The sequence below is a fragment of the Flagellimonas marinaquae genome (genome assembly GCF_003992675.1).
GTDB lineage: Bacteria > Bacteroidota > Bacteroidia > Flavobacteriales > Flavobacteriaceae > Flagellimonas > Flagellimonas marinaquae.
This window is the reverse complement of sequence record NZ_RZMZ01000015.1, coordinates 482,890-499,342: the sequence shown is the minus strand read 5'-3', so window position 1 is coordinate 499,342 and position 16,453 is coordinate 482,890. Positions and strand designations below refer to the sequence as shown.

Genomic DNA, 16,453 nt, shown 5'->3' with positions numbered 1-16,453 from the left:
GCATCTTGCAATCCTTTAGGTGCTTGCTCTTAAGTATTAAAGCTAACCATTAAAACAAGGAAAAACTTCTATGAGTGCTACTGCTAATTCCGTATGGAACAACTGTTTGGCTTTTATCCAAGATAACATCCAACCGCAGGCATTCAAAACATGGTTTGAGCCTATCAAACCGATGAAGCTGACCGATAAGGCGCTCAGTATTCAAGTACCCAGTAAGTTTTTCTACGAATGGCTCGAAGAACATTATGTAAAGCTGTTGAAAGTGGCCCTCACCCGTGAATTGGGGTCCAACGCAAAGCTTATCTACGTTATAAAAATGGAAAACAAGTACGGCAACAAGGAACCTTTTACGGAACAAATTCCGAGTTCCAACCGTACCGCAGTGGGACCCCAGGAATTGGACGTACCGATTACCTCGAAAAGTCCAGAGCTTAAAAATCCATTTGTGATACCAGGGATTCGAAACATTAAAATAGAGTCCCAATTAAATCCCAACTACAATTTTGACAATTTCCTGGAAGGTGATTCCAATCGCTTGGCACGGTCGGCAGGTATGGCCGTGGCCAATAAACCTGGAGGAACATCCTTTAACCCTTTATTGGTTTTTGGTGGCGTAGGTTTGGGAAAGACCCACTTGGCGCATGCCATTGGGGTGGAAATCAAGGATAAATACCCAGAAAAGACAGTACTCTATATTTCGGCGGAGAAATTCACCCAACAATATATAGAGTCTGTAAAAAAGAACACTCGAAACGATTTTATCCATTTTTACCAGTTGATTGATGTACTTATCATCGATGATGTACAATTTCTGTCCGGTAAATCAGGAACCCAAGATGTGTTCTTTCATATTTTCAATCACTTGCACCAAAATGGCAAACAGGTCATTTTGACATCGGACAAGGCACCTGTGGACATGCAGGACATAGAACAGCGTTTGTTGTCCCGTTTCAAATGGGGGTTATCGGCAGAATTGCAAAGCCCGGATTATGAGACCCGGGTATCTATCCTGAAGAACAAATTATACAGGGATGGTGTGGAAATGCCGGACGATATCATCGATCACGTGGCCAAAAACATCAAGACCAATATCCGTGAGCTTGAGGGAGCCATCATTTCCTTGATCGCCCAATCCTCTTTTAACAAGCGCGAGGTGACTTTGGAATTGGCACAACAAGTGGTAGAGAAATTCGTAAAGAATACCAAACGTGAAGTGTCCATCGACTATATCCAAAAAGTGGTTTCCGATTACTTTGAAATGGATGTGGAGACGCTGCAGTCCAAAACCCGAAAGCGTCATATAGTACAGGCCAGACAATTGGCCATGTTCTTCGCCAAAAAGTTTACCAAAGCCTCACTGGCCAGTATTGGCTCCCAAATCGGGAAGCGTGACCATGCCACCGTGCTCCACGCCTGCAAAACGGTGGACAATCTTGCCGAAACCGACAAACAGTTCAGAAAGTACATCGACGATTTGAACAAAAAGTTCTCCTAGAATTTTTACAACCCTAGTTTATGAAAACCAAAGTCTTGATGGTCTGCTTAGGAAACATTTGCAGGTCACCATTGGCTGAAGGTATTTTACGTTCCAAGGTGGATTCGGACAAAGTAGTTGTGGATTCTGCAGGAACAGCAGGGTACCATATTGGCAATCCCCCAGATAAACGCTCCATTGCTGTTGCCCGAAAATATGGTTTGGACATCAGCAATCAACGTTGTAGAAAGTTTTCCAGATTGGATTTTTTGGAATTCGACCTTATTTATGTGATGGACCGAAGCAATTTCTCGGATGTGGCCAACTTAGCCAACAATGCGCAAGAAGCCCAAAAGGTAAAACTCTTGCTGAGCGAGGTGGATTTGGGTTTGCAAGAAGTGCCCGACCCCTACTATGGCGGCGATGATGGCTTTGAAAATGTCTACCAAATGGTCGATCAAGCTTGTGAGGCAATTGCGAAAAAACTAAATTAAACCTATGGAAGCAGAAAAACCAGGTTTGGTCATGGGCAAAGTCTATTTGATACCCACAACCTTGGGCGATAATGCCCCTTTGGAGGTGTTGCCCATATCGGTCAAGGGAACCATCGAGCGGATTGACCATTATATTGTGGAGAACGAAAAGACGGCCAGACGTTTCATCAAGCGTGTAAGTCCGAGTAAATCCCAACCAGAGCTTCACCTGCAATCGTTGAACAAGTACACCAATCCCGAAGAGATTCCCTCGTTCCTAGACCCTTGCATCCATGGATTTGATGTGGGCATCATTTCAGAAGCTGGATGCCCTGGCATAGCCGATCCTGGTGCCGATGTGATTCGGATAGCCCATGAAAGACGAATTAAGGTAGTACCCTTAGTGGGTCCTTCGTCCATTTTAATGGCGATGATGAGCAGCGGCATGAACGGTCAGAACTTTGCTTTTAATGGGTATTTGCCCATCGACAACACCGAACGTAAAAAAATGGTGAAAAATTTGGAACGTGTGTCCCGTGACCAAGGGCAATCCCAAATTTTTATGGAAACCCCTTACCGCAACAACAAATTGCTCAAGGAGCTTTTGCGTACTTTACAAAAATCGACACGGTTGTGCATTGCTTCAGATATTACACTGCCTAAAGAGTTCATTTCTACCAAGAGTGTGCACGAGTGGAGCGAAATAGAGCTGGATTTGGACAAAAGACCCACCATCTATATTATTCAGGCATAAAAAAAGGCCCCGAATTTCGAGGCCTCTTTAGTTGTTTTACATTGCCGATTATACTTTGGCATTTTTCTGTTGCTTGATGTTGGAAATATCGTATCCTGCAAATTTCTTCAAATAATACGAGATACTACTTCCGTAAGCATCAGTTACATCATTCTGTCCATACGATCGTAGATACTTTTTGACGTTGCCTGCCCCGGCCAAATGAGCCGCTGCCAAAATCCCAGATTCCGTGACCTTGATACCACCAATGGTTTTTCCATTAAAGCGTTTAATATCTCGTCTCAAAATCCATTTGTTACGGGCAATATTGGCGGCAAAAGCCCTTTCCTGAAGCTCTGCGTTGCCCAGGAACTCATCCATATCATAAACTCCCATCAAATTCAGGGTGCTGCTACCAAACTGGTATTTTCCCAAATAACCCAATGTGTTTACGCTATGATATTTGCCCTGGGATTCTTTAAAAGCTAGTGCTTCCTTAAAGCCATTAAAAGCTTTACCCAGAAAAGGAGGGGTTACCTCGTCCTCGTCAAGAAGTGTGATGGAATCTTGCGGTGCAAAAAATTCCAAATTGGTCGTTACTTTTAATGAGTCGGGAACTTCAACATCCCCTTTTTTCATTACAGTGTAAGAACCAAAACTTGTCAAAACTACGATCATGGCAAGATGTAGAACAAAACCTATCCATCTTTTCATAATTTTCATATTTGTGATCTCAATACTATATACGTATCAAAAATCAATTTGGCCGGCAAAGATAGGTTGGTATAAGTTAATGGGTACCCTAAAGCTCATAAAGATTTCTTAAATCGACCCTAAAATCCGTTAAAGTGATGAAAATCAACGGTAAAGAGCACTATCGCATCACCTTTTGTTGGTTGAGCCATCGGGTGTATTGCACCTTATTTCGGTTGTGTTGCGCCAAAGTTTTGGCAAATAGGTGGTATCCAAAGTTGGAAACGTCGGCTACAAAATAGAGGTAATCGTGCTTTTCTGGGTTCAAAACTGCATCAATGGAGCTAATGTCCGGCATGGTAATCGGCCCTGGTGGAATCCCTGCGTATTTATAGGTATTGTAGGGAGAATCCATTTCCAAATCGCGGAACAGCACTCTTTTTATAATGGTGTCGTAATTTCCTGTTTCCTTTTTGATGGCATAAATCACCGTTGGGTCGGCCTGAAGCAGCATTCCCCTTCGTATTCTATTAAGGTAAACCCCTGCCACTCTTGGTCGCTCATCCACTTTGGCCGTTTCCTTTTGCACAATGGCGGCCAAAGAGGTCACCTCATTTGGAGTCAGACCCAGTTTTTTTGCTTTTTGTAAACGTTCTTCGTTCCAAAAACGGTCGTATTCGGCTTTCATCCGGTCCCTAAAACCATTTGCCTTGGTATTCCAAAAGAATTCATAGGTGTTGGGAATGTACATGGCCAGTTTGGTGTCCTCATCAAACTTGGTCGATGCCAAAAAATCAGGGTCATTAAGCGTTTGGAGCAAGGAAAGGCTATCTGCCTCGATCTGTTCGGCAATCCTTCCTGCCAAAGATGCGAGTGACTCTTGGTTGTTGAACGATACCTGCACCGGAAGGTTTCTGCTCCGCAGCGTATTGATGATTTCGTTGTTGTTCATCCCTTTTTGAATGGCATACTTTCCCGCCTTAATGTTTGCCGTGTACCCTTTGCGCTTGGCAACAGCTTCAAAAGTGGACAAATCCTTCAACAAGGGCTCCAATGATGATTTGACTTCGGGAAAGGTAGCGTCGGAAGCGATATACACATACGCTTCTTCGTTATTGAATTGGGTGTTGGGGCTGAAAATGGCGTTGTAAATCTGATAAGCGATAAAACCACATATCAACAACCCAAGAATGGCCGTGGCCCAAAGTACTTTTTTAAGATTCATTCCTATTGATCTTTTGATACATTATTTCGTTCTTGAACCCTTCACTGGTCCTGATCCATTCTTTTTTGATTCCTATCTTCTCAAAACCCATTTTTTCGAATAGGTGAAGACTCGCCGCATTATCCTCCAAAATATTGGCATACAGTTGATGTAAATCCAAAGTGGAAAAGGCATAGCTGCACAAAAGCGATAAGGCTTCGGCCCCGGCACCTTTATTTCGGTCCCCAGGTTCCACAATGATAATTCCTATACCTGCACGACGATGTTTAGGGTCAAAATCGAACAAATCAATCAACCCTATACACTGATCTTGAAGATTACTGATGCACAGGCGCAATTGCTTTACTTCGTAAATATCCCTATGCGCATTGTCCAAATACAACTGCAATACCTTTTTGGAATAGGGCTTTAGGGTACCGCTCAACTCCCAAACGGAGGTGTCGTTTTCCAATTGGTACAGGAAATCGAGGTCCGTGGATTCCAGCGCCCTCAAATAAACTTGTTTTCCTTTTAGATTGAGCATTCTATGGTTCCTTTAAACACCTGAATGGCGGGTCCTTTTAAAAAAATATTCCTGTACTTACCGTCCTTTTTCTCAAAGGAAATGGTTAAATCGCCTCCAATGGTATGAATGTGCACTTCGTTGGCCGCCGTCTTACCCGATTCGTGCATGGCCAAGGCCACCGCAGTTACACCGGTTCCACAGGAAAAGGTCTCCCCTTCCACTCCTCTTTCATAGGTCCTTACATCAAAAGCATTGTCTTTGGTCTGTTCCACAAAGTTGATATTGCTTCCGGACTCACCATAAATGCCGTAGCGGAGTTTTTTGCCCTCTTTTTGTACATCGAACTTGTCCAACGCTGTCACCAATTGCACATGGTGCGGGGAACCGGTATCCAGAAAACTGTGGTTTGGTTTTTCGTGGATTTTGTCCACATCCATCATTTTTAAGTTCACAATATCCCCTTCAATGGTTGCATAGTGCAAACCATCCACCGCATTGAAAGTGGTTTCTTTGTCGATAACGCCCAAAAAATAGGCAAAAGCGACCAAACAACGGCCTCCATTGCCACACATACTACTTTCCGCGCCGTCTGAGTTGTAATAAACCATCTTGAAATCCGACATCTTGTCATTTTCCAACAGGATCAAACCATCCGCACCTATGCCAAATCTTCGGTCGCAAAGCGCCGCCACAAGCTTGGTATTGTTTTTGTCGAATACAGATTGACGATTGTCAATAATTACAAAATCGTTCCCAGTTCCTTGGTATTTAAAAAAGGATAGTTCCATAAGCAGCTACAAAGGAACAAATATATGGGATTCTTTAAGGTTTTTTTTGTAGTTAAAACAGCGTTAAACCAACCTGACCGAGAATTGAAAACTTTTAATTTTGATTGAGCTAAATGTTAAATAATTATTGAATTATGAAGAAAATAGCGAGTTTATTCCTAGTCTCCGTATTTGCGGGAGCCATTACACTGGGAGCTTACAAATTATTTTTTGAGAAGGAAAGCTACAAATGGGTCACTTCGGAACAGGAAACACCATTGGTAACCACCAGTAATTTGGATACCTCGGCCAGGGGAGCTGGAATTAATGAGGTTGATTTTACGTTAGCGGCCGAGAAAACTGTGAATTCTGTGGTACACGTTAAAAATATGACCCTAAGTAGAGGACCTTCCAGTATTGCAGAGTTCTTTTATGGATATGAACGCCAACAAACCCCGCAAGTGGGTACAGGTTCAGGTGTTATCATTTCACCGGATGGATATATCGTGACCAACAACCACGTGATTGCCAACTCAAGTCAGTTGGAAGTCACCTTGAACAATAACAAAACGTATGAGGCAGAGGTGATAGGAACAGATGCTGATTCCGATATTGCCCTCTTAAAAATCGATGCGGAAGATGCACTCCCGTATTTGGCCTTTGGAGATTCCGACAATACCAAAATTGGGGAATGGGTATTAGCTGTAGGTAACCCTTTTAATTTGACATCTACCGTAACTGCTGGTATCGTTAGCGCCAAAGCCAGATCGCTCTCACCAAGACGAACCCAGTCTTTTATCCAAACAGATGCTGCAGTGAATCCCGGAAACAGTGGCGGTGCCTTGGTGAACACCAATGGTGACCTTATCGGAATCAATACGGCCATTACATCCCAAACTGGTTCATATGTTGGCTATGCCTTTGCAGTACCCAGCAATATTGCGAAGAAAGTGGTAGAAGACATTATGGAATTTGGAAATGTACAAAAAGGACTTCTGGGTATTTCTGCCGCCAATACGAATTCACCTGCCGCCATTGAAATGGGCCTTGACCAATTGGAAGGAGTTTACATTGCCGGCGTGGAGGAAGAATCCGGTGCCGCAGATGCCGGTTTGATGGAAGGCGATGTCATCAAAAAGATAGATAATATCGAAATCCAAAAATTCTCCGAACTTACCGGGTATCTTTCCGCCAAAAGGCCTGGGGACGTAGTGCAGGTCACTTTGGACCGAGATGGCAAGAGTTTGGTCAAAAATGTGACGCTGAAAAAACAAAACAGCGTTATTCTTCCAGCTACCGCCTTTAGGGTAAAAAACTTGAGCAAGGAAGACATCAAAAAATTCGGGGTGTCCAAAGGTGTAAAGATTACCGATGTTCCACAAGGTTATGAAAGGTATGACTTAAAAGATAAAATCATTGTAGAGGTTGATGGAAACAAGGTCAACGATATTGAGGATGCCAAAAAATATTTTGGAGAGATTTCCCGATATGGACGCACCAGTTTCACCATGATCAACCAGAATGGTGAAAAGGAACACATGATCCTTCAATAAAGTGCCAATAAAACACTTAAAAGCGTCTTTTTAAAAGGACGCTTTTTTTATGTCTAATGCTTTTACGAAAACGTTTGAAATATCTATTTTTGCCGAAAATACACAAACAGTACAACCGCAACCATTTTCCATGAGTGACATTTCTTCCTACGAAAAAGAACTAGCCTTTCAAGCAGATAGGCGAAAAGCAACCACTGAATTCATCAAAATCATTAGCGACCTGTGGTACGACAAGGCTATTGAAGTGGTATTGTTCAAAAATCAGATTATCGATAAAAATGTAAGCGACATCATCAACCTGCACGAATATGCCGGTGAATTTGTTCAAAAACCGATGTCCATTTTTGATTCTGTAGAAATATTAAGGGCCATTAACGACCTTAACCTCCCTCCTGCCAAGCTGGATATTGGCAAATTGACCTATGAGTACAACTCCAGCCAGAATGCCCACCTCAATGTAAAGGCTTTTGTAATCGATAAGCTGAAGGATGCGCAATCCTCCAAGGCCATAAAACCCAAAGATGTGGTACTCTACGGATTTGGGCGTATTGGCCGATTGGTGGCACGTGAACTTATGGCCAAAACCGGACGCGGCAGCCAGTTACGCTTACGGGCCATTGTGGTCCGCGGCGAGCTGAACAGGGAAATGCTGGAAAAACGGGCAGCACTCCTCAAAACCGATTCTGTGCACGGCCCCTTTACTGGAACCGTGGATGTGGACGAAAATAAACAGGCATTGATCATCAATGGTACTACGGTGAAAATCATCAGCGCCAATCAACCCGAAGATATCGATTACACCAAACATGGCATCAGCAATGCATTGATCATTGACAATACCGGTGCCTTTAGGGACAAAACAGCCCTTTCCCGTCATTTAAAATCCAAAGGGGCAAACAAAGTATTGCTAACAGCTCCCGGTAAAGAGGTCCCCAATATTGTGCACGGGGTAAATCACAAAGATTTTGACCCTGACAAGACGAATATTTATTCGGCAGCCTCCTGCACTACCAATGCCATTACACCGATCCTCAAGGTAATTGAGGATTCCTTGGGTATCAAAAAGGGACATTTGGAGACCATCCATGCCTACACCAACGACCAAAATCTGGTGGACAATATGCACAGCAAATACCGCAGGGGCCGTGCGGCCGCGCTCAACATGGTCATTACAGAAACTGGTGCGGGCACGGCAGTAGCCAAAGCACTCCCTTCCCTAAAGGGAAAATTGACTTCCAATGCGATTCGGGTTCCCGTACCCAATGGATCGTTGGCCATTCTTAACCTAGAGGTGAAAAACAAAACCTCCAAAGAAGGCGTGGACACCATTTTAAAAAAATATGCACTCGAAGGTGATTTGGTGGAACAGATCAAATATGCGTTGAGCAATGAACTGGTATCTTCGGACATTGTAGGAACCACAGCGCCATCCATTTATGATAGCAAGGCGACCATTGTGGCGCCCGATGGGAAAAATATCGTACTTTACATTTGGTATGACAATGAGTACGGATATTCCCATCAAGTTATCCGATTGGCGAAATATATCGCCAAAGTTAGGCGTTATACCTACTATTAAGAAGGTACGAATTGTTCAAAGAACCGGCTTTCAGTTTTTTAAATTTGGTTTATTGACGTAATTTCGTCCCGCCCTTAATCTAAATTTAACACGAGAACATAATTGAACATGAAGCATTTACGCATTTTATTCGCCCTACTCATATTTATTCCCGCCTTGTCCATACAGGCACAGGAAGAAGATGCAGCGCAGGACAATACCTTACGAGGACAATTTGAGGAATTGGAAAGTAAGTCAGGAAACTATCGTGCCAACGGTATCCAGTACGAAGTCATTAAGCTATCCGACCTCTATAAAACAAAGAACAACATCTTTGATTCCATAGAAACGGCCAATAAAACCATCAAGGACTTATCGGCTACCATTACAGCCAATGATGCAGAAATCGAAGATTTGAATGCCAAGTTGCAGGAAACCACCAATAAATTGAATGCCGTCACCGAAGAAAAGGACAGTATTTCATTTTTTGGAGCCATGGTCAGCAAAGGAACATACAACTTTATACTGTGGTCCATCATTTTTGGGCTGTTGTTGCTTCTGTTGTTCTTTATCTACCGGTTCAGGAACAGTAATTTCTTGACGCAGCAGGCCAAATCTGCCCTTGCCGACTTGGAGGAGGAATATCAGAACCATAGGCGACGGGCCTTGGAGCGCGAACAGAAAATCAGCAGACAGCTGCAGGATGAGCTGAACAAGCAGAAAAAATAGGTAAAAAGGCTCCCAAATGGGAGCCTTTTCCTTTTTGGCCTTTTTTACAATAGGTTTGATTACTTTTGCGGCACAATAACATTCATCAACAAGATCCATGCGGATTGACATCATCACTGTACTTCCCGAACTTTTACAAAGTCCTTTTGAAGCCTCCATACTAAAGCGGGCCATTGAAAAAGGATTGGTAGAGGTGCATCTTCATAATTTGAGGGACTATGCCTCGGGAAACTACAAGCAAGTGGACGACTACCCATTTGGAGGCGGGGCCGGTATGGTAATGATGGTGGAACCTATCGACAAGTGCATTTCCGAACTCAAAGCACAGCGGGACTATGACGAAGTCATTTATATGACCCCTGATGGAAAGACCCTAAACCAAGGCATGGCCAATGAGATTTCCATGAAAGGAAATATTATTGTGCTTTGCGGACATTACAAGGGAGTGGACCAGCGGGTGAGGGATATGTTTGTAACCCGAGAGATTTCGATTGGTGATTATGTGCTATCTGGAGGAGAATTGGCTGCGGCCATCCTGTGCGATGCCGTCATCCGTTTGCTTCCGGGTGTGTTGAACGATGAAACCTCTGCCCTGACCGATACGTTTCAGGACAATTTATTGGCACCTCCAGTATACACACGTCCAGCAGAGTATAAGGGAAGGGAAGTGCCCCAAATATTGTTGAGCGGCAACTTTCCCAAAATCGAAAAATGGCGCGAACAGCAGGCCTTGGAGCGTACCCGTGAAAGAAGGCCCGACTTATTGGAAAATGAGGGCGACTGAAAAGTAAAAAAACCACTTGCTATTTCTAAATATTGCATTACTTTTGCAATCTCAAAATCAACCTCTGACGAAATCCGTGAAAGTTGATCTTGACACAAACAATTAAAAAGACAAAAATGGAATCCTTAGTAAAATTTGTTGAAGACGAATTTGTTCCAAAAAAAGAATTTCCAAAATTTTCAGCTGGTGATACCATCACTGTTTATTACGAAATCAAGGAAGGTGAAAAAACACGTACCCAGTTCTTCAAGGGCGTGGTAATACAAAGAAGAGGTAGCGGTGCCACCGAGACTTTCACCATTCGCAAAATGTCCGGTACCGTTGGAGTGGAAAGAATTTTCCCTTTAAACATGCCTGCTTTGCAAAGAATTGAAGTAAACAAAAAAGGTAAAGTACGTAGATCAAGAATCTTCTACTTTAGAGGTCTTACCGGTAAAAAGGCCCGTATTAAAGAAGTTAAGGGATAGTTTCATCCCACATTACAAGAAAAAGCACCCGAAACCGGGTGCTTTTTTTATGAACAATTGTTAATAACATCGGTTCATATCGTGTTGATTTTTAATGGCTTAAAAAATTGCCAGAATCAATTTTCCAAACTACTTTAGTAAAAGATATAATACTGATACCCTCATTATTATATCGATTTAAAGTTGACGTTCTTTAAAACTGTGGATATCCTTTGAATTGGTAACACTACTGATCACACAAAGGATTTTCGATTTAGGAAACGCTTTGGCGAACACTAATGAGAAATAGAATTTTATGTGCGAATGGAAGAGCAATTTTCCATTTTGATAAAGTCTAGGAAATCACAGTATACTACTTTGCAGAATGTAGATTAGTTGAAAAATTAAGAGCATAGCAAAGCAAACGTCGAAAGGGCAAAGGTGCATTCGAAATGATTGTAGTTTGGTACCACCAAACATTTCCTGAGTCCTATCTGAAAGCCATCTCCTTGGTAAAAACAAGGAAATGGCTTTTGTTTTTTAACAAATTCGCAGCAAAAGCCCACACTTTTAATCACTTCCATTCTTCCTTCACCGTCCATAAATTGTATATTTGCAACCGCTCAAACAAATACATATAAATGGCTAAACTTTATTATACCAAAACAGATGAGGCTCCTGCCTTAGCGACATTATCCTTCTTACCCATTGTAAAATCCTTTACCGAAACTGCTGCTATTTCCGTGGAGACCAAGGACATCTCTTTGGCCGGTAGAATTGCAGCCATGTTTCCGGAATTATTGACCGAGGAACAACAAGTTCCGGACGATTTGTCCATTTTGGGAGAACTTGCCAAGACCCCAGAGGCCAATATTATCAAACTGCCCAATATTAGCGCCTCCATCCCTCAGTTGAAGGAAGCCATCGAAGAACTACAAGCCAAAGGCTACCCGCTACCCGACTACCCAGACGAACCCAAAACGGATGAGGAAAAGGCCATCAAAACTAAATACGACAAAGTTAAAGGTAGTGCCGTAAACCCAGTACTGCGAGAAGGAAACTCGGACCGTAGGGCACCGAAAGCCGTAAAAAATTACGCCAAGGCACATCCACATACCATGGGCAAATGGTCATCCGATTCCAAGACCCATGTCGCTACCATGTCACATGGAGACTTTAAATCCAATGAAAAGTCATTGACCATGGAAAGCGCCGGGGATGTTCGCATTGAGTTGGTGGATAACCAAGGAAACACTACCATACTCAAGGACAAAATTTCCCTTCTAAAAGGTGAAGTCATCGATGCCACTGTGATGAGCAAAAAAGCATTGGTAGACTTCTTGACCAAGGAAATCGCAGATGCAAGGGAAAACAACCTATTGTTATCACTCCACTTTAAAGCCACTATGATGAAGGTCTCCGACCCCATCATTTTTGGTCATGCTTTGGAGGTATACTTCTCCGAATTGTTCAAAACCTATGGAGATACCTTCCAAAAGTTGGGCATCAACCCAAATAATGGATTGGAAACTTTACTGGACAAAATTGGGGAACTGCCCGAAGACCAGCACAAAGAAATTGAAGCAGCCATTAAAGCCAGTATCGAAAATGGACCTGATTTGGCCATGGTGAATTCTGACAAGGGAATTACCAATCTTCACGTACCAAGCGATGTAATCATTGACGCTTCCATGCCCGCCATGATTCGAAATTCAGGTAAAATGTGGGACAAAAATGGAGAACTTCAAGATACCAAGGCAATCATTCCTGATAGCAGCTACTCTGGCGTTTACCAAGCGACCATTGATTTCTGCAAGGAGCACGGTGCCTTCGACCCCACTACCATGGGGACAGTGCCCAACGTAGGTTTGATGGCCCAAAAGGCCGAAGAATATGGTTCGCATGACAAAACCTTTGAAATCCAGACCGCCGGAACCGCAAGAGTGGTAGATGCAACTGGAAAAACCTTGATTGAGCACAAGGTGGAAGCAGGCGATATATGGAGAATGTGCCAAGTGAAGGATGCGCCCGTTCAGGATTGGGTGAAATTGGCCGTTTCCCGAGCTAGGGCCACCAACGTTCCTGCTGTGTTTTGGCTGGATGCAGAAAGGGCCCACGATGCTGAATTGATCAAAAAGGTGAACCAATATCTAAAAGATCATGATACCGATGGATTGGATATCCGAATTCTATCCCCTATCGAAGCGACCAAGTTCACTTTGAAGCGCATGAAAGAAGGAAAAGACACCATTTCCGTTTCCGGCAACGTATTGCGGGATTATTTGACCGATCTTTTCCCTATTTTGGAAGTGGGAACCAGTGCCAAAATGTTGTCCATTGTTCCATTGATGAATGGTGGTGGATTGTTTGAGACCGGTGCTGGAGGTTCTGCCCCAAAACACGTAGAACAATTTTTGGAAGAAGGTCATTTGCGATGGGATTCTTTGGGAGAGTTCTTGGCGTTGGCCGTTTCCTTGGAATTTTTTGGGGAAAAGAACAATAACAACAAAGCATTGGTATTATCAGAAGCCTTGGATAAAGCTACCGAGGAATTCCTGAACCAAGATAAATCGCCATCACGAAAAGTGAATGAGCTAGATACCCGAGGAAGCCATTTTTATCTTGCTTTGTATTGGGCAGAACAATTGGCCAAACAAGACAAAGATCAAGAATTAAAAGCGATATTCTCCAAGGTGTACAAAGCCATGTCCACCAACGAGCAGAAAATCGCCCAAGAACTGATCAATGCCCAAGGTTCGCCCGTGGATATCGGAGGGTATTACCTTCCAAACCCAGAAAAAGCAGCGAATGCCATGCGTCCCAGTGCAACTTTGAACCAGATTTTGAGCTCGATTGGGTAGGTAAAATAACATAACTACAATTCTTTAGGTCGTCTAAAAAGCAGTTTGCCTGTCGGTTCGAGCGCAGTCGAGAACTTAGGACATTTTGAAAATCAATGGGTTTCGACTGCGCTCAACCTGACAAAGTTCAAATATTACCGCTTTTTAGATGGCCTATTGTTGTTCCTGGACCAAAATGTTAAAATATCGTTGGTTTCCCATTTTCTTTTCTCCACTCTTCCGTAAATGCTTATTTTTAAAAAAATCAATCGAATGCCCAGACATTATCTCGCTTTGTTGCTAGCCCTGTTTGGGCATTTTTTTGTGATACATGCCCAAGAACGCTACACCCTAAGCGGCACCATTTCGGAAGCTTCCAGTAATGAGACCCTTATTGGGGTAACGGTTGCCATATCCGAGCTACGAACAGGAACAACCACCAACGAATACGGTTTCTACTCCATCACCCTGCCCGAAGGCGAATACCAGGTCATCGTGAGCTATTTAGGTTTTCAAGAAGTAGTGCGCACCATCAATTTAAACCAAAACCAAAAGCTGGATTTTAAACTGGAAGAAAAAGCAGAAGAGCTCGCCGAGGTGGTCGTTACCGATGATGTGGAAAAACTGGACATCAGAAAACCTCAAATGAGCGTTACTTCCCTTTCCTCCAATACCATAAAGCAGGTTCCGGTGGTCCTGGGTGAAGCCGATGTCATCAAATCCTTGGTATTACTGCCTGGAATCACCAATGCCGGGGAGGCTTCCTCTGGCTTTAATGTTCGTGGTGGCGCGGTAGACCAAAATCTTATTTTGTTGGATGAGGCCATAGTTTTCAATTCTTCCCACCTATTCGGTTTCTTTTCGGTGTTTAACCCAGACGCCATTAAGGATGTAAAACTGTTCAAGGGCGGTATTCCTGCTCGCTATGGCGGAAGGGTATCCTCTGTGTTGGAAATCTTTCAAAAAGAAGGAAATAGCAAAGAATTTAAGGTCAATGGTGGGATTGGGGCGGTAGCCAGTAGATTGTTGGTGGAAGGACCTATTCAAAAAGACCGCACGGCATTTTTGATTGGTGGTCGTGCCTCATACGCCCATTTGTTCCTGCCCCTGTTCGACGTAAATAGCAAGGCCTATTTCTACGACCTGAACACCAAAATCAACCATAAAATCAATGACAATAACAGTGTTTTCCTTTCGGGTTATTTTGGACGGGACTTATTTAACGTGAGCGAACGCTTTGTGAACATTTACGGCAATGCCGTTGGGAATCTCAGATGGAACCATTTGTTTTCCGATAAGCTTTTTTCCAACCTCTCCCTCATCTATTCTGATTATTACTACGGTCTTGAACTTGATTTTGTCGGGTTTGAATGGAATTCCGGCATTCAGAACTTTAACGTCAAGTACGACTTAAAACATTACCTAAGCGATAAACTACAGATGAATTATGGTCTGAACAGTATCTACTACGTATTCAATCCAGGTAAAATTGTACCCAACAGTCCCGATTCCGGTATTATTGAAGAGCAGTTGACCAAAAAGTACGCCAACGAAAATGCGGTCTATGTGGATATTGAACACCAAATAAGTGAGAATCTTAGTGTTGAATATGGTCTTAGGGCTAGCCAGTTCAACCGTTTTGGGCAGGACGAGTTCTTTGTTTACCAGAACAACAACCCTGTTGAATTTGACCCCTTTACCCTTACGTATCGGGAAGCAAATCCCATTGATACCATTAGCCCCGGCCGAGGTGGAACCTTAAAGTCATTTTTTAATTTGGAGCCTAGGGTTTCCATGTCCTACACCTTTAAAGAGAACAATTCCATAAAGGCAAGCTATACCCGATTGGCACAGTACCTTCATTTGTTGTCCAATACCAGCTCCCCTACTCCTTTGGATGTGTGGACGCCCAGCGGACCGTTCGTGGAACCTCAACTACTGGACCAGTATGCGATGGGCTATTTTAGAAACATAAAAAGTGGGGCCTATACCTTGGAAACCGAAGTATTCTACAAGGACATACAAAATCGTATTGATTACATTGATGGGGCCAACCTAATCGCCAACAATGCGATTGAACAGGTAATCCTCAACGGACAGGCAAGGGCCTACGGTCTGGAAATCCTTTTCCGAAAGAACGAAGGCCAGTTTAAGGGATGGCTCGCTTATACACTATCTCGGTCCGAACAACGGACTCCCGGCCGGACACTGAATTTTGACACGGGACGCTCCAACTTGGAAACAGGAATCAATTTTGGCGATTGGTACAGTACACCTTTTGACAAAACACACGATTTATCCCTATACGGCAGTTTTGAGTTGAATGACAAATGGAGTTTTAATGCCAATTTTGTCTATCAAACAGGGCAACCTACCAACTACCCCATAGGTCAATTTGAGTTTGAAGGTTTGAGCGTACCCTACTACGGTTTACGGAACAAGGAAAGGTTGCCAGATTATCATCGTTTGGATATATCGGCCATTTTAACCCCAAGAAAGAATAAAGGGAGGAAAGTGCAATCCGAATGGGTATTCAGTATTTATAATGCCTACAATCGGATGAATGCAGCCTCCATAAATTTTAGGGAAAATGAAGATACGGGACGAAATGAAGCCGTCCGAACGGCCATTTTTGGTATTGTACCCTCAGTAACCTATAACTTTAAATTCTAG

At 43.2% G+C, this 16,453-nt stretch carries 14 protein-coding genes; 10 read left to right on the top strand and 4 right to left on the bottom strand.

Features of this window, described 5'->3' with window-relative positions; translation table 11 throughout:
• Window positions 1–70 precede the first annotated feature (70 nt).
• From dnaA to EO130_RS11590, 3 genes are read left to right on the top strand one after another with little or no spacing between them, the layout of a single operon-like run.
• Window positions 71–1,495 (top strand): chromosomal replication initiator protein DnaA, encoded by a 1,425-nt coding sequence (dnaA, locus tag EO130_RS11600; protein WP_127141668.1) that lies wholly within the window; start codon window positions 71–73, stop codon window positions 1,493–1,495.
• A 20-nt stretch (window positions 1,496–1,515) separates the two neighbouring features.
• A complete protein-coding gene (locus EO130_RS11595) occupies window positions 1,516–1,968 on the top strand; it encodes a low molecular weight protein-tyrosine-phosphatase (RefSeq protein ID WP_127141667.1) in 453 nt (150 codons plus the stop codon).
• A gap of 4 nt (window positions 1,969–1,972) precedes the next feature.
• Complete coding sequence (locus EO130_RS11590; protein ID WP_127141666.1) at window positions 1,973–2,701, top strand: SAM-dependent methyltransferase; 729 nt, start codon at window positions 1,973–1,975, stop codon at window positions 2,699–2,701.
• A 48-nt stretch (window positions 2,702–2,749) separates the two neighbouring features.
• On the opposite strand, the gene EO130_RS11585 is transcribed toward EO130_RS11590, so the two are convergent.
• The 4 genes from EO130_RS11585 to dapF all read right to left on the bottom strand — a co-directional run bounded on the left by EO130_RS11585 (window position 2,750) and on the right by dapF (window position 5,891).
• Entirely contained in the window at window positions 2,750–3,394 is a 645-nt protein-coding gene (locus tag EO130_RS11585; RefSeq protein WP_127141665.1) for a lysozyme family protein, read from the bottom strand.
• Window positions 3,395–3,554: 160 nt separating this feature from the next.
• A complete protein-coding gene (gene mltG / locus EO130_RS11580; RefSeq protein WP_127141664.1) occupies window positions 3,555–4,598 on the bottom strand; it encodes an endolytic transglycosylase MltG in 1,044 nt (347 codons plus the stop codon).
• On the bottom strand, window positions 4,588–5,121 hold the full coding sequence (locus EO130_RS11575; RefSeq protein WP_127141663.1) for a GNAT family N-acetyltransferase: 534 nt from the start codon (window positions 5,119–5,121) through the stop codon (window positions 4,588–4,590). Before EO130_RS11575 ends, mltG begins: the two co-directional genes overlap by 11 nt.
• Complete coding sequence (dapF, locus tag EO130_RS11570; RefSeq protein ID WP_127141662.1) at window positions 5,109–5,891, bottom strand: diaminopimelate epimerase; 783 nt, start codon at window positions 5,889–5,891, stop codon at window positions 5,109–5,111. The genes EO130_RS11575 and dapF overlap by 13 nt, the downstream gene beginning before the upstream one ends.
• A 134-nt stretch (window positions 5,892–6,025) precedes the next feature.
• Between dapF and EO130_RS11565 the strand changes: the two genes are divergently transcribed.
• From EO130_RS11565 to EO130_RS11535, 7 genes are all read left to right on the top strand, one after another.
• The gene (locus tag EO130_RS11565) at window positions 6,026–7,423 is read left to right on the top strand and encodes a S1C family serine protease (RefSeq protein ID WP_127141661.1); all 1,398 of its coding nucleotides are present in this window, start codon (window positions 6,026–6,028) and stop codon (window positions 7,421–7,423) included.
• 130 nt (window positions 7,424–7,553) lie between these two features.
• Window positions 7,554–9,002, top strand: a complete 1,449-nt coding sequence (locus EO130_RS11560) for a glyceraldehyde-3-phosphate dehydrogenase (protein WP_127141660.1) — start codon at window positions 7,554–7,556, stop codon at window positions 9,000–9,002.
• Window positions 9,003–9,110: 108 nt separating this feature from the next.
• Window positions 9,111–9,710, top strand: coding sequence for a tRNA (guanine-N1)-methyltransferase (locus EO130_RS11555; protein ID WP_127141659.1), 600 nt, complete (start codon window positions 9,111–9,113; stop codon window positions 9,708–9,710).
• Window positions 9,711–9,807: 97 nt separating this feature from the next.
• A complete protein-coding gene (trmD, locus tag EO130_RS11550) occupies window positions 9,808–10,494 on the top strand; it encodes a tRNA (guanosine(37)-N1)-methyltransferase TrmD (protein WP_127141658.1) in 687 nt (228 codons plus the stop codon).
• 116 nt (window positions 10,495–10,610) lie between these two features.
• Entirely contained in the window at window positions 10,611–10,961 is a 351-nt protein-coding gene (rplS, locus tag EO130_RS11545; RefSeq protein WP_127142081.1) for a 50S ribosomal protein L19, read from the top strand.
• Window positions 10,962–11,581: 620 nt separating this feature from the next.
• A complete protein-coding gene (locus EO130_RS11540; protein ID WP_127141657.1) occupies window positions 11,582–13,801 on the top strand; it encodes an NADP-dependent isocitrate dehydrogenase in 2,220 nt (739 codons plus the stop codon).
• Between the two features lie 252 nt (window positions 13,802–14,053).
• Window positions 14,054–16,453: a TonB-dependent receptor gene (locus tag EO130_RS11535; protein WP_127141656.1), complete on the top strand. Its 2,400-nt coding sequence runs from the start codon at window positions 14,054–14,056 to the stop codon at window positions 16,451–16,453.